8 protein-coding genes, 2 rRNA genes and 3 pseudogenes are annotated in these 13,825 nt (G+C 72.2%); 5 read left to right on the top strand and 8 right to left on the bottom strand.

Features of this window, described 5'->3' with window-relative positions:
- Positions 1-596 (top strand): annotated as a pseudogene (locus tag JNW89_RS12040) (hypothetical protein); the annotation flags it as partial.
- Positions 597-651: 55 nt separating this feature from the next.
- Here JNW89_RS12040 and JNW89_RS12045 read toward each other — a convergent pair.
- Together JNW89_RS12045 and ileS are read right to left on the bottom strand one after the other, a co-directional pair.
- Complete coding sequence (locus tag JNW89_RS12045; RefSeq protein ID WP_238448981.1) at positions 652-1,350, bottom strand: 1-acyl-sn-glycerol-3-phosphate acyltransferase; 699 nt, start codon at positions 1,348-1,350, stop codon at positions 652-654.
- A gap of 172 nt (positions 1,351-1,522) precedes the next feature.
- Positions 1,523-4,669 carry an isoleucine--tRNA ligase gene (gene ileS, locus JNW89_RS12050; protein ID WP_238448982.1) on the bottom strand — a complete coding sequence of 1,049 codons (3,147 nt, stop codon included), beginning with the start codon at positions 4,667-4,669 and terminating at the stop codon, positions 1,523-1,525.
- A 392-nt stretch (positions 4,670-5,061) separates the two neighbouring features.
- On the opposite strand from ileS, the gene JNW89_RS12055 reads away from it, so the two are divergent.
- Both JNW89_RS12055 and sigJ read left to right on the top strand, forming a co-directional pair.
- Positions 5,062-5,502, top strand: coding sequence for a carboxymuconolactone decarboxylase family protein (locus JNW89_RS12055; RefSeq protein ID WP_238448983.1), 441 nt, complete (start codon positions 5,062-5,064; stop codon positions 5,500-5,502).
- Entirely contained in the window at positions 5,499-6,380 is an 882-nt protein-coding gene (sigJ, locus tag JNW89_RS12060; RefSeq protein ID WP_238448984.1) for an RNA polymerase sigma factor SigJ, read from the top strand. The genes JNW89_RS12055 and sigJ overlap by 4 nt, the downstream gene beginning before the upstream one ends.
- A gap of 46 nt (positions 6,381-6,426) precedes the next feature.
- Here the strand turns inward: sigJ and ndk are convergent, their stop codons facing one another.
- A complete protein-coding gene (ndk, locus tag JNW89_RS12065; protein ID WP_238448985.1) occupies positions 6,427-6,852 on the bottom strand; it encodes a nucleoside-diphosphate kinase in 426 nt (141 codons plus the stop codon).
- Positions 6,853-6,994: 142 nt separating this feature from the next.
- Here ndk and JNW89_RS37580 point away from each other — a divergent pair.
- Positions 6,995-8,251 (top strand): annotated as a pseudogene (locus JNW89_RS37580) (VOC family protein).
- Positions 8,252-8,259: 8 nt separating this feature from the next.
- On the opposite strand, the gene JNW89_RS12085 reads toward JNW89_RS37580, so the two are convergent.
- The 3 genes from JNW89_RS12085 to JNW89_RS12095 all read right to left on the bottom strand — a co-directional run bounded on the left by JNW89_RS12085 (position 8,260) and on the right by JNW89_RS12095 (position 12,613).
- The gene (locus JNW89_RS12085) at positions 8,260-8,658 is read right to left on the bottom strand and encodes a DUF4233 domain-containing protein (protein WP_238448989.1); all 399 of its coding nucleotides are present in this window, start codon (positions 8,656-8,658) and stop codon (positions 8,260-8,262) included.
- Entirely contained in the window at positions 8,655-9,926 is a 1,272-nt protein-coding gene (locus JNW89_RS12090; protein WP_238448991.1) for a folylpolyglutamate synthase/dihydrofolate synthase family protein, read from the bottom strand. The genes JNW89_RS12085 and JNW89_RS12090 overlap by 4 nt, the downstream gene beginning before the upstream one ends.
- A 68-nt stretch (positions 9,927-9,994) precedes the next feature.
- On the bottom strand, positions 9,995-12,613 hold the full coding sequence (locus JNW89_RS12095; RefSeq protein WP_238448990.1) for a valine--tRNA ligase: 2,619 nt from the start codon (positions 12,611-12,613) through the stop codon (positions 9,995-9,997).
- Between the two features lie 69 nt (positions 12,614-12,682).
- Here JNW89_RS12095 and JNW89_RS12100 point away from each other — a divergent pair.
- Positions 12,683-13,365: pseudogene (locus JNW89_RS12100) on the top strand (hypothetical protein).
- Between the two features lie 133 nt (positions 13,366-13,498).
- On the opposite strand, the gene rrf reads toward JNW89_RS12100, so the two are convergent.
- Positions 13,499-13,615, bottom strand: a 5S ribosomal RNA gene (gene rrf, locus JNW89_RS12105).
- A 91-nt stretch (positions 13,616-13,706) separates the two neighbouring features.
- Positions 13,707-13,825, bottom strand: a 23S ribosomal RNA gene (locus tag JNW89_RS12110); the annotation flags it as partial.

Raw genomic sequence — 13,825 nt, forward strand, 5'->3', positions numbered from 1 at the left:
GGGAGGCGCCCCGCGGGTACGTCCCGGTGCCGGTCCGGCGTCGCCGGCGCTGGCCCTGGGTGCTGCTGCTGAGCCTGGTCTGCTGCTGCGGCTGCCCGGCCTGGTTCGGCAAGCCGATGTGGGAGCAGTACCCGGCCGACGCCGCGCTCCCCGGCCAGGTGGCCGACCTGACGCTGCGGCAGGACGCCGGCAGCCAGGCCACCGCCAAGCGACTCAAGGCCGAGGTACGCGCGGCGAACCTGCTCTCCGAGGATGTCTTCGCCGGGGTCTACGGCACCGGCGACGGCAAGCGGGTCACCGTGTTCGGCGGCACCGGCTTCCGGTTCAACCCGGAGTCCGACGCGGACGACGAGATGACCCGGCTGGCCGAGACCTACCGGCTCGACGCCCCCCAGCCGGTCGAGACCGGGGTGCGCGGCCGGTACGAACGGTGCGCCACCGGCCGGTCGGACGGCGCCGACGTGGTGGTCTGCACCTCGGTCGACTACGGCAGCATCACCACCGCCGTCTTCACCCGGCTCTCCGTCGACGACAGCGCCCGCCTGCTGGACACCCTGCGGGAACAGATCGTCACCCCGGCGCCGGCACAGCCCTGAGGCTCGCCGGGGAGCCTGCCGCCGGCCGAGCAGCGCCTCGGCGAGCGCCTCGGCGTCAGACGGCGCCGGGCTCCCCCGCCAGCGGCGGGTGGGCGCGCGGCGGGGCGTAGCGCGGCACGTACTCCTGGCCGGTGAGCTTCTGGATCTCCGCCATCAGCTCGTCGGTCATCGCCCGCAGCGAGGCGCGGTCGTCGGACCGGCCGGTGAAGTCCAGCGGCTTGCCGAACCGTACGGTGATCTTCGCGCGGCCGGGGCGGGGCACCCGGGCGCCGATCGGCTGGGCCTTGTCCGTGCCGATCATGCCGACCGGGATGATCGGCACCCCGGCCGCCACCGCCAGCCGGACCGTGCCGGTACGCCCCCGGTAGAGCCGCCCGTCGGGCGAGCGGGTCCCCTCCGGATAGACCGCGACCAGGTCACCGCCCTGCAACGCGGGGATGGCGGCGTCGAACGCGGACAGCGCCGCCCGGCCGCCGGCCCGCTCGACCGGGATGGCGCCCAGGCCGGTGAGGACGAACTTGGAGAAGGCGCCCTTGGGCCCGGTGCCCTTGAAGTACTCCGACTTGGCCCAGAAGGCCAGGTGCCGCGGGACCACGGTGCCGAGGAAGAGCTCGTCGGCGACCGAGAGGTGGTTGCCCGCGAAGATCGCACCACCGGTTTCCGGGATGTGCTCCAACCCCTCCACGGTCGGACGGAAGGCCAACCGGAGCGCGGGCGCCACGGTGAGCTTGCCGATGGTGTAGAGCAGCGGCACTGGTCCTCCGGCGGTCGTACGTGAACAGGCGGTGTCACGGTAGCGGACGGGTACACGCGGCCCCACGCGGGTGGCGGGCCGGCCGGCTGGTGAGCGGGCCTGTCGGGGCGCGGGCGGAGCCGGTGGCGGCGGCCCGGCGAAACACCCCCCGGACCGCCACCATCGCACTACCTCATACCCGGCGGACGGCCACCGTCACGCGCTCGCCCTCGCCGACCTCGCCGGCGAAGCCGTCGACGCCCTCGGCGAAGTCGACCGTGTCGGCCAGCACCTCGCGGGCCACGAAGTCGGTGTACGCCGACACCGCCGCGCGTACCTCCGCGGAGGCCGACACCGACACCACGATCCGGTCCGAGACGTCCAGGTCGGCGTCCCGGCGGGCCTGCTGCACGACCCGGACCACGTCCCGGGCCAGGCCCTCGGCGGCCAGCTCCGGGGTGACCTCGGTGTCCAGCACGACCACGCCCTCGCCGCCGGGCAGCGGCGCGGAGTGCTCGGCGTCGGCGGCGACCAGCCGCAGCTCGTACTCGCCCTCGGCCAGGGTGACGCCGGCGGCGACCGGGGCGCCGTCGACCAGCTCCCACTCCCCCGCCTTGACCGCCTTGATCACCTGCTGCACCGCCTTGCCGACCCGGGGGCCGAGCGCGCGCGGCACCACCGTCAGCACCTGCTGGCAGTACGCGGACACCTCGTCGGAGAAGACGACCTCCTTCACGTTGACCTCGTCGGCGACCAGGTCGGCGAAGGGCCGCAGCTGCTCCGCGACCGGGGAGGCCACGGTCAGCTTCGACAGCGGCAGCCGCACCCGCAGCCCCTTGGCCTTGCGCAGCGACAGCGCCGCCGAGGCGACCGCGCGCACGTTGTCCATCGCGGACACCAGCTCGTGGTCGGTCGGGAACTCCTGCGCCGACGGCCAGTCGGTCAGGTGCACCGACCGCTCGCCGGTGAGGCCGCGCCAGATCTCCTCGGCGGTCAGCGGCGCCAACGGCGCCACCACCCGGCAGAGCGTCTCCAGCACCGTCCACAGGGTGTCGAACGCCTCGGCGTCGCCCGACCAGAACCGGTCCCGGGAGCGACGCACGTACCAGTTGGTCAGCGCGTCCAGGTAGGACCGGACGGTGGCGCAGGCGCCGGAGATGTCGTACGCCTCCATCTGCGCGCCGACCGTCTCGACCAGCTCGTTCGTCTTCGCCAGCACGTACCGGTCGAGCAGGTGCGTCGAGTCGGTCCGGCGACGGGCGGTGTAGCCGTCGGCGTTGGCGTAGAGCGAGAAGAAGTACCAGACGTTCCACAGCGGCAGCAGCACCTGCCGGACGGCGTCCCGGATGCCCGCCTCGGTGACCGGCATGTCACCGCCGCGCAGCACCGGCGAGGACATCAGCATCCAGCGCATCGCGTCCGAGCCGTACGCGTCGAAGACGTGGTAGACGTCCGGGTAGTTGCGCAGGCTCTTGGACATCTTGCGCCCGTCGGAGCCGAGCAGGATGCCGTGGCTGAGGCAGTTGCGGAACGCCGGCCGGTCGAACAGCGCGGTGGCCAGCACGTGCATGGTGTAGAACCAGCCGCGGGTCTGCCCGATGTATTCGACGATGAAGTCGCCCGGGTAGTGGTGCTCGAACCAGTCCGCGTTCTCGAACGGGTAGTGCACCTGGGCGAACGGCATCGAGCCGGACTCGAACCAGCAGTCCAGCACCTCCGGCACCCGGCGCATCATGGACGCACCCGTAGGGTCGTCCGGGTTCGGGCGGACCAGCTCGTCCACCGCCGGCCGGTGCAGGTCGGTCAGGCGTACGCCGAAGTCCCGCTCGATGTCGGCCAGCGAGCCGTACACGTCCAGCCGCGGGTAGTTCGGGTCGTCGGACTTCCACACCGGGATCGGCGAGCCCCAGAACCGGTTCCGGCTGATCGACCAGTCGCGGGCGTTGGCCAGCCACTTGCCGAACGAGCCGTCCTTGATGTGCCCCGGCGTCCAGTTGATCTGCTGGTTGAGCTCGACCATCCGGTCCTTGAACCTGGTCACCGCGACGAACCACGACGACACCGCCTTGTAGACCAGCGGGGTGTCGCAGCGCCAGCAGTGCGGGTACGAGTGGGTGTAGGTGTCCTGCTTGAGCACCACCCCCCGGTCCTTGAGTTCCCGGATCACCGGCTTGTTGACGTCGAAGACCTGCTCGCCCTGGTACGGCGGCACCAGCGCGGTGAACCGGGTGTGGTCGTCCACGGTGACGACGGTCGGGATGCCGGCGGCGTTGCAGACGTTCTGGTCGTCCTCGCCGAAGGCCGGGGCCAGGTGCACGATCCCGGTGCCGTCCTCGGTGGTGACGAAGTCCGCCCCGAGCACCTGGTACGCGTTCTCCCCGCCCTGCTCGACCAGGAAGTCGTAGAGCGGGACGTACCGGCGCCCGACCAGGTCCCGGCCGTGGACCGTACCGACCTGCTCGTATCCCTCCAGCTCCTTGGCGTACGCGGCCAGCCGCGCGGCGCCCACGACGTAGCGGTCCCCGTCGCGCTCCAGCACCGCGTACTCGATGTCCGGGCCGACGGCGAGCGCCAGGTTGGACGGCAGGGTCCACGGCGTGGTGGTCCAGACGCCGAGCCGGACCGGCCCACGCAGCAGCTCCGGTGCGGACTCGTCGGGGGTCAGCCCGAACCAGACCGACAGCGTCGGGTCGTGCCGGTCCCGGTAGACGTCGTCCATCCGGGTCTCGGTGTTCGACAGCGGCGTCTCGCAGCGCCAGCAGTACGCCAGCACCCGGAAACCCTCGTAGATCAGACCCTTGTCGTGCAGGGTCTTGAAGGCCCACATGACGCTTTCCATGTAGTCCAGGTCGAGGGTCTTGTAGTCGTTGGCGAAGTCGACCCAGCGGGCCTGCCGGTTGATGTACCGCTCCCAGTCCTGGGTGAACTCCAGCACGGAGGTGCGGCAGGCCTCGTTGAACCGGGCCACGCCGAGGTCGATGATCTCCGCCTTGCTGGTGATGCCGAGCTGCTTCTCGGCCACCACCTCGGCGGGCAGGCCGTGGCAGTCCCAGCCGAAGCGCCGCTCGACGTGCCGGCCGCGCATGGTCTGGTAGCGCGGCACCACGTCCTTGACGTACCCGGTGAACAGGTGGCCGTAGTGCGGCAGGCCGTTGGCGAACGGGGGGCCGTCGTAGAAGACGTACTCGTTCTTGCCGTCGGTGCCGGCCGGGCGGGCCTCGACGGACGCCTCGAAGGTCTTGTCGGCCGTCCAGTGCTCCAGGACCCGGCGCTCGACCGCGGGCAGGTCCGGGCTCGCCGGGACACCGGCGGCGGTCGGGTCGTGCATCGGATAGGCCATCGGGGGTCGCTCTCCTCGCGCAGCTCACTCATCTGTGGTCTGCGAGGACGAGCCTTCCGGGTACGCCTCGACGGCGTGCCCGAGCGGCCCGCGGTACCACCCCGCTTGGCGGTCGAGGTGCGACCGCCCGCTCGTTGGCCGGCTGTGACGGGCCGGACCCGTCCGGTTCTACTGGGCCGGTCACCCGGCTGTTCTTCCGGAGGCTCACCGGTGATGGCCGGGTCATCGCCTTACGGTCGCCAAGCCTACTCGATCGGCGCCGAAGATCGCCCCCGAGTAATCCCACCGCCCCGACCTGCGGCGACATGACCACGGTCACAGCGCAGGCCGTCACATCGCCGCCGCCTGGTTCCGTCGTACGGGTGAATTCGTACCTGCTGAGGGAGGCCGAGATGAGTCGGATCGACATGGCAAAGGTGGCGCCGGAGGCGTACCGGGCGGTGTTCGCGATGGAGAAGTACGCCCAGGCGAACGTCGACCACACCGTGCTGGAACTGGTGAAGCTGCGGGCGTCGATGCTCAACGGCTGCTCGTTCTGCGTGGACATGCACAGCCGGGACGCGCTAGCCGCGGGCGAGGACAGCCGCCGGCTCTTCGCCGTCGCCGCCTGGCGGGAGGCGCCGTTCTTCGACGAGCGGGAGCGGACCGCGCTGGCGCTGACCGACGCGGTCACCCAGCTCGGCCAGCACGGCGTGCCGGACGAGGTGTGGGACGCCGCCGCAAAGGTGTGGTCGGAGAAGGAGCTGGCCGACCTGATCCTCGCGATTGCGACAATCAACGTGTGGAACCGGATCAGCGTGACCAGCCAGACCCAGCCGCCGCTCGAGGTGTGACCACCAGCGGGGCGGCGCAGGCGGCCGGTGCGCTCACCGCGCACCGGCCGATGCTGCTCGGGCTGGCGTACCGGCTGCTGGGCAGCCTGCACGACGCGGAGGACGTGCTCCAGGAGGCGTACCTGCGCTGGCTCGACGTGGACCGGGAGTCGGTGGCCGAGCCGCGCCGGTACCTGTCCCGGGTGGTGACCCGGCTGGCCCTGGACCGGCTGCGCGCCCGCCAGGCCGCCCGGGAGACGTACGTCGGGCCGTGGCTGCCCGAGCCGGTGCCCACCGAGCCGTCGCCGTTCGGCCCGCTGGACAGCGCCGAGCTGCGGGACTCCGTGTCGATGGCACTGCTGCACCCGCTGGAACGGCTCACCCCGCCGGAGCGCGCGGTCTACGTGCTGCACACCGCGTTCGCCCTGCCGTACGCCGAGATCGGCGACATCCTGGACCGGTCGGCGGCCGACTGCCGGCAGTTGCACCATCGGGCGGTCGCCCGGCTAACCGAGGGCCGTCCGCGGTTCAACGCCGATCGGGCCGAGCAGCGGCGGCTACTGGAGGCGTTCCTGGCCGCCGCCCGCGACGGCGACCTGCCCCGGCTCACTGAGCTGGTGGCGACCGACGCGGTGGCCTGGACCGACGGCGGCGGCGCGGCTCGGGCGGCGCGCAACCCGGTGCACGGCGCGGACCGCATCGCCCGGTTCTTCGCCGGCATCTACGCCCGGCCGCGCGCCGTGACGGCGACGCCCGCCGAGCTGAACGGCCAGCCGGCGCTGCTGATCCGCTGGTCCGACGGGGCCCGCTACACGCTGACCGTGGCCACGGCCGACGGGCGGATCACCGGGTTCTACCTGGTGGGCAACCCGACGAAGCTGTCCCGGCTCCCCGCCTGAGACAGCGGACGCCCCGAACCCGGTCCGGGTTCGGGGCCGGCGGCGTTCAGCCCAGCTCGGGGAACCAGAGGCCGATCTCGCGCTTGGCGCTGTCGGTGGAGTCCGAGGCGTGCACCAGGTTCTCCCGGTTGGACAGGGAGAGGTCGCCGCGGATGGTGCCGGCGGCGGCCTTGCGACCGTCGGTGGCGCCGACCAGCCCGCGCACCACGTCGATCACCTGGTCGCCGGCGAGGATCAGGGCGACCAGCGGACCGCTGGTCATGAAGTCCTTCAGCGGCGGGTAGAACGCCTTGTCGACGTGCTCGGCGTAGTGCTCGTCGGCCAGCGCGGCGTCCATCGTCCGCGTCACCATGGCGTCGATCCGCAGGCCCTTGCGCTCGAAGCGGGAGATGATCTCGCCGACCAGGCCGCGGCGGACCGCGTCGGGCTTGATCAGTACGAGCGTGCGCTCATCCGGGCTGCTGCTGGACACGCTGGGTTCCTCCTGTGCGCGGAAGACGGCCGGGCTGGGTACGGTCAGCCTAGCGACCCGGTCCCGGCGTCGGCGCGGCGGCTGCTCTTTCCAGCGGCCGCCGAACCCGCCTAGCCTGGTCCTGACCCCTGGGAGGTCCACTGTGGCGAATGGCGGGAATCGCACCATCGCGCCGGTACGCAAGCTCATCGCCGCGGTCCTCGGCACCGTGGCGACGTTCGTGGTCCTGTTCGGGCTGGGCATGACCAGCTGGGCGATCGTGGCCCTCGGCGTGGCCCTGCTGGTGCTGGCGATCGCCCTGGCCACCGTCAAGGGCGGCGGGCGCACCTGGGTGATCGGCGTCGGGCACGTGCACAGCGCCTCCAGTACGCCTTCGGCCGCTGCGAGCTGCAACTGGTGATCGACGCGCCGGGCCTGCCGCCCCGCTGCCAAGAAGATCATCGAGCCGCGGGTGCCGGTGTCCAAGTGGCCCTCGCTGGGGGCAGACGCTGCCGATCCGGGTGGCCCTGGACGACCAGCGGCACGTCCGGGTGCTCTGGGGACGAGGTGGCCCACCCACGCGGAGAGCGCCGCCGCCGCCGACCTGCCGCCCGACGTGACGCCGACGCCGAGCCGGTCGACGAGGTGCTCATCGTCCAGGAGGCCCCGCCGTGGGCCGGCCGTACGCCCGACGACGACTTCCACGACCGACCTGCGCGACCCGCCCCCGGTCCGACCCGCTGCGCCAGCGACGCCGGTGGTGCCTGCCCGACGAGCGTGAACCGGTGGTGGTGCACCAGCGCCCCGGCGGCCCGGTGGTGCTCGAGGGCACCCTGGTCGAGCCGCCGCCGGCCGGCGGGCTGCCGCGCCGGGCGGCCACCACCCCGTCCCCCCGCCCGCCGGGGGACGAGCGCTTCGACGCCCCGGTGGTCGACCCGGTGGACGTGCCGCTGGACGACCCGGAGCCCCGGGACCGGCTCGACCCCGACGAGCTGGACGAGGCGATCTTCGGGTACGACCCGGCGGCGGACCCGGTCGACCAGGGCGCCCCGATCAGCGGGGTCGGGCTGACCCTGCTGGTCACCGACCTGTCCCGCTCGCTGGACTTCTACCGGTCGCTGGGCTTCGGCGAGATCGACCGGGGCTCCGGCAACGCGGTGCTCGCCTCCGGCGCCACCCGCCTGGTGCTGCGCGAGGTCACCGGCGCCGCCCCGATCAGCGCCGGTTGGTGCACGTCAACCTGGAGGTGGACGACATCGACGCGGCCTACCGGCGGCTGAAGGACTCCGGGGTGAAGTTCACCTACGCGCCCCGGGTGGTCAACCGGGGCACCAAGCTGGAGGTCTGGGCGGCCGCCTTCCGCGACCCGGACGGGCACGGCATCGCGCTCACCCAGTGGCGGGAGCGCGCCGACGCCTGACCACCGGCTCAGCCGAGGATGACCCGGCGGACGTGCAGGGCGTACGCCCAGACCAGCCCGAAGATGATCCCCAGCGCCAGCAGCGACCAGTGCAGCAGCCCGGAGAGCAGCAGCAGGCCCTGCACCACCGTGCCGGCCTGCCAGGCCCAGGGCCGCCCCATCCGGCCGGCCAGCACCACGCAGACGACGGCCAGCGCCACGATCGCCGCGATGGCCGCCCCGCTCAGGTCGCCGCCGACCACCCGGATGGGCTGGATGGCGAGCAGCAGCACCAGCGCCTCCAGGGCCAGCGTCCCGGCGCCCAGGCCGCGTACCGCCTTGTCGGGGTTGCGCAGCCCGGACCGCCGCTGGACCGGCGCGCCCGGGTCGGCGACCGGGTCGCGGCGGTCCTCGTCCGGGGCGCTCATCGCTTGAGCAGCCGTCGGGCGTCGGCCACGGTCACCACCGAGCCGGTGACCAGCACCCCGACCCCGGCCAGCTCACCGGGCACGTCGGACTCGGCCTCGGCGACGGCCGCCTCGATGGCATCCGGCATCTCGTCGGCGACCTCCACCCGATCCGGCCCGAACACCTCGCGCGCCAGTGCGGCCAGCTCGTCGGCCGGCATCGCCCGGGGCGAGCTGTTGCGGGTCACCACCACCGAGTCGAGCACCGGCTCCAGCAGCTCCAGCAGGCTGCCCGCGTCCTTGTCGGCCAGCACGGCGAGCACACCGACCAGCTTGCTGAACGCGAACTCCTCCTGCAACGCGGTGACCGTGGCGGTCATCCCGTGCGGGTTGTGCGCCCCGTCCAGCAGGATCGTCGGGGCGGTCCGCACCTTCTCCAGCCGGCCCGGCGAGCTGGCCGTGGCGAAGCCCTCCCGGACGGCCTCCACGTCGAGCTGCCGCTTCGTCCCGGCCCCGAGAAACGCCTCGACGGCGGCGAGCGCCACCGCCGCGTTCTGCGCCTGGTGCGCGCCGTGCAGCGGGATGAACACCTCCTCGTACACGCCGCCGAGGCCCTGGATGGTGAGCACCTGCCCGCCGACGGCGACGGCCCGGCGCAGCACCCCGAACTCGGTGCCCTCCCGGGCGACGGTCGCGCCGACCTCGACGCAGCGCTCCAGGATCGGGCGGGCCGCCTCGTCGTCCTGCGCGGCGCAGATCACCGTCGCGCCGGCGTGGATGATCCCGGCCTTGTGCAGGGCGATGTCCTCCAGGGTGTCGCCCAGCCACTCGGTGTGGTCCAGCCCGATCGGGGTCAGCACGGCCACCCCGGCCTGGAGCACGTTGGTGGCGTCCTCGGCCCCGCCGAGCCCCACCTCGACCACCGCGACGTCGACGGGCGCGTCGGCGAAGGTGGCGAAGGCCAGCGCCGTGGTCATGTCGAAGTAGGTCAGCGGCTCGGACGAGCGCTGGTCGACCAGCTCGGCCAGCGGCTTCACCTCGCGGTACGTGGCAACGAAGCGTTCCTCGCTGACCGGCTCCCCGTCCAGGGCGATCCGCTCCCGCACCGTCTCCAGGTGCGGGCTGGTGTAGCGGCCGGTGTGCAGGCCGAAGGCCCGCAGCAGCGAGTCGATCATCCGGGCCGTGGAGGTCTTGCCGTTGGTCCCGGTCAGGTGGATCGACGGGTACGCCCGCTGCGGGCTGCCGAGCAGGTCGAGCAGGGACTCGATACGGTCCAGCTCGAAGACCATGCGGGTGAAGCCCCGCCCGGCCAGCTCGGCGTCGACGTCGGCGAACTCGGTGCGATCGGTGCGGTCGGTCACGAGGAAAGCGCCTCCAGGGCGGCGTCGATGCGGGTCAGGTCGGCCTCAGCCACCGCCAGCCGGTCACGGATCTTGGCGACCACCGGTTCGGGGGCCTTGCCGACGAAGGCGGGGTTGTCGAGCTTCGCCCGGGCCTGCGCGACCTCCTTCTCGGCCGCCGCGCGGTCCTTGGTCAACCGGGCCCGCTCGGCCGCCACGTCGATCGAGCCGCGGGTGTCCAGCTCGACGCTGACCTCGCCGGGCATGGCGAGGGTGGCGCTGGCCTGGAAGTCGCCGGCCGGGGCGTCGAGCCGGACCAGCGAGCGGATCAGCGGCTCGTGCGCCGCGATCCCGGCCACGGCCAGGCCGTCGAGCCGGGCCGCGACCCGCTGGGTCGGGCGGAGCCCCTGGTCGGAGCGGAACCGCCGGATCTCGGTCACCACCCGCTGAACGGTGCCGACCTCGCCCTCCGCGGCGTCGTCGATCCGGGTACGGTCGGCCACCGGCCAGGCGGCCGTCATCACCGTCTCGCCGCCGGTGAGCGCGATCCACAGCTCCTCGGTGACGAACGGGATGACGGGGTGCAGCAGCCGCAGCAGCTGGTCCAGCACGTGCCCGAGGACCCGTCGGGTGGCCTCGGCCGCCGGCCCGCCCTCGGCGAGCACCGGCTTGCTCAGCTCGACGTACCAGTCGCAGACGTCGTCCCAGGCGAAGTGGTACAGCAGGTCGCAGACCTTCGCGAACTCGTACGCCTCGAACTGCTCGTCCACCTCGGCGGTGACGTGCGCCAGCCGGGACAGGATCCACCCGTCGACCGTCGACAGCTCGGCGGCGGGCGGCAGCTCCCCGTCGGTGTGCGCGCCGTTCATCAGCGCGAACCGGGTGGCGTTCCAGAGCTTGTTGCAGAAGTTCCGCGAGCCCTGGCACCACTCCTCGCTCACCGGCACGTCCTGGCCGGGGTTGGCGCCCCGGGCCAGGGTGAACCGGGTGGCGTCGGCGCCGAACCGGTCGATCCAGTCCAGCGGGTCGACGACGTTGCCGAACGACTTGGACATCTTCTTGCCGTGCTCGTCGCGGACCATGCCGTGCAGGGCCACCACGTCGAACGGCTGCCGGCCGTCCATCGCGTACAGGCCGAACATCATCATCCGCGCGACCCAGAAGAAGAGGATGTCGTAGCCGGTCACCAGGACGCTGGTCGGGTAGAACTTCGCCAGGTCCGGGGTCTGCTCCGGCCAGCCGAGGGTGGAGAACGGCCACAGGCCGCTGGAGAACCAGGTGTCCAGGACGTCCTCGTCCTGGTGCCAGCCCGCACCGGTGGGCGGCTGCTCGTCCGGGCCGACGCAGACGATCTCGCCGGCCGGGCCGTACCAGACCGGGATGCGGTGGCCCCACCAGAGCTGCCGCGAGATGCACCAGTCGTGCATGTTGTCGACCCAGGCGAAGTAGCGCTTGGCCAGCTCGGCGGGCTCGATCTTCACCCGGCCGTCCCGCACCGCGTCCCCGGCGGCCTTGGCCAGCGGGGCGGTGTTGACGAACCACTGCAACGACAGCCGGGGCTCGACGGTGGTCTTGCACCGGGAACAGTGCCCCACCGCGTGCACGTACGGCCGCTTCTCGGCGACGATCCGGCCCTGCTCGCGCAGCGCGGCGACGATCGCCGGGCGGGCCTCGTACCGGTCCAGGCCCTGGAACGGCCCGTGGGCGGTGATGACGCCGCGCTCGTCCATGATCGTCAGCGCGGGCAGGTCGTGGCGCTGGCCGATCTCGAAGTCGTTGGGGTCGTGCGCCGGGGTCACCTTCACCATGCCGGTGCCGAAGCTCGGGTCGACGTGCTCGTCGGCCACGATCGGGATCCGCCGGTCGGTCAGCGGCACCGCGACCTCGGTGCCGATGAGGTGCTGGTAGCGGGCGTCGTCGGGGTGCACGGCCACCGCGGTGTCGCCGAGCATCGTCTCGGCCCGGGTGGTGGCCACCACCACCTCGTCGCTGTACCGGATCGAGATGAGCTCGCCCTCGTCGTCGGTGTGCTCCACCTCGATGTCCGACAGCGCGGTCAGGCAACGCGGGCACCAGTTGATGATCCGGTTGGCCCGGTAGATGAGGCCGTCGTCGAAGAGCTTCTTGAACATGGTCTGCACGGCCCGGGACAGGCCCTCGTCCATGGTGAAGCGCTCGCGGTCCCAGTCGACCGCGTCACCGAGGCGGCGCATCTGGCCGAGGATGGCCCCGCCGGACTCGGCCTTCCACTGCCAGACCCGCTCGACGAACTTCTCCCGGCCCAGGTCGTGCCGGGACAGCCCCTCGCCGGCGAGCTGCCGCTCGACCAGGTTCTGGGTGGCGATGCCGGCGTGGTCCATGCCGGGCAGCCACAGCGCCTCGTACCCCTGCATCCGCTTGCGCCGGTTCAGGGCGTCCATCAACGTGTGCTCGAACGCGTGCCCCATGTGCAGGGAGCCGGTGACGTTGGGTGGCGGGATGACGATGGTGAAGGGGGGCTTGTCGCTCTGCGCCGACGCCCGGAAGTGGCCGGCGGCTACCCACTGCTCGTACCGTCGCTGCTCTACCTCGCCGGGCTGGTACTGGCCGGCAAGGGTCGGGGCGTCGGGGCGTCGGGCATCCAGTCTCTCGGTCACCCTGAAAGTCTACGGAGCGCTTCCGCGGACCCGACGTGCGCCACCTGTCATTCGCGTACGGTGGCGGACATGTCCGACGCACATCTCACCGAGCGTCAGCTCGACGAGGGGCCCGACCCGGTCGATCTGACCGACGAGCCGATCCAGTTGAGCCACCGGGACCCGGCGAGCGACTCGACCCGCCGGGCGCCGGCCTCCCGCCGACGGCGGATCGTCCTCGCCGCGGCGCTCGCCGTCGGCCTGGCCGGCGCCGCCGCCCTGGGCACCGCCGGCTGGCGGGTGGCGCAGCAGAAGGACACCCGGCTCAGTGCCCCGGACCAGGTCGCCGGGCTGACCCGGGACGACTCGGAGCGGGCCCGCAGCACGGCCGACTACCTGCGCAGCGGGTTCGCCGCGGACATCGACCTGGACACCAGCTTCGGCACGTCTACCGGGACCCGGCGGACGAGACCCGCGCGGTGCTGCTCTTCGGTGGCACGACGCTGCTGTGGCAGCCCGAACGCGACCTGGACAGTCTCTTCGGGCTGATGGCCGACGAGACCGGCCGGGTGGCCGGGCTGCGCGAGGTGCCCGCCGGCAAGCTGGGCGGGGTGATGAAGTGCGGCACCACCAGCGGGGACGGCGGCGACTTCACGATCTGCGGCTGGGCGGACCACGGCAGCGCCGCGATGGCGATGTTCCCCAGCCGCTCCGTCGACGACGCCGCCGGCCTGTTCCGGCAGATCCGTGAGGGCGTCCAGACCCGCGATTGAGCCGTCGCACAAGGGCCGTGGCGTCGAGCGACGCCGCGGCCCTTCTTCGTGTACGGCCCGCGCCCGGCGTAGTTCCGGGTGGGTATACCAATCAGGGCCACCCCTTGAAAGGGGTGGCCCTGATTGAATGGTTGTCCGGCGGTGTCCTACTCTCCCACACCCTCCCGAGTGCAGTACCATCGGCGCTGGAGGGCTTAGCTTCCGGGTTCGGAATGTTACCGGGCGTTTCCCCTCCGCCATGACCGCCGTAACTCTATCGACATGTCAAACAACCACCGCGCGTTGGCGCTGGTGTCGTTGTTCGTTTGTCGGGAGTTGCACAGTGGACGCGTAGCAGCTTTGTAGTCAAGTCCTCGGCCTATTAGTACCGGTCAACTGAACCCGTTACCGGGCTTACATTTCCGGCCTATCAACCCAGTCGTCTAGCTGGGGGCCTTACCCATCCAAAGGATGGTGGGAT

This window comes from Micromonospora sp. 4G55 (genome assembly GCF_016803375.1).

Bases quoted from the DNA above. Each gene is read 5' to 3' on its own strand.
- JNW89_RS12085 (WP_238448989.1), bottom strand. From the start codon at position 8,658: ATGAGCGCCCCGGACGAGGACCGCCGCGACCCGGTCGCCGACCCGGGC.
- ileS (WP_238448982.1), bottom strand. From the start codon at position 4,669: ATGGCCTATCCGATGCACGACCCGACCGCCGCCGGTGTCCCGGCGAGC.
- JNW89_RS12055 (WP_238448983.1), top strand. From the start codon at position 5,062: ATGAGTCGGATCGACATGGCAAAGGTGGCGCCGGAGGCGTACCGGGCG.
- JNW89_RS12090 (WP_238448991.1), bottom strand. From the start codon at position 9,926: ATGGTCTTCGAGCTGGACCGTATCGAGTCCCTGCTCGACCTGCTCGGC.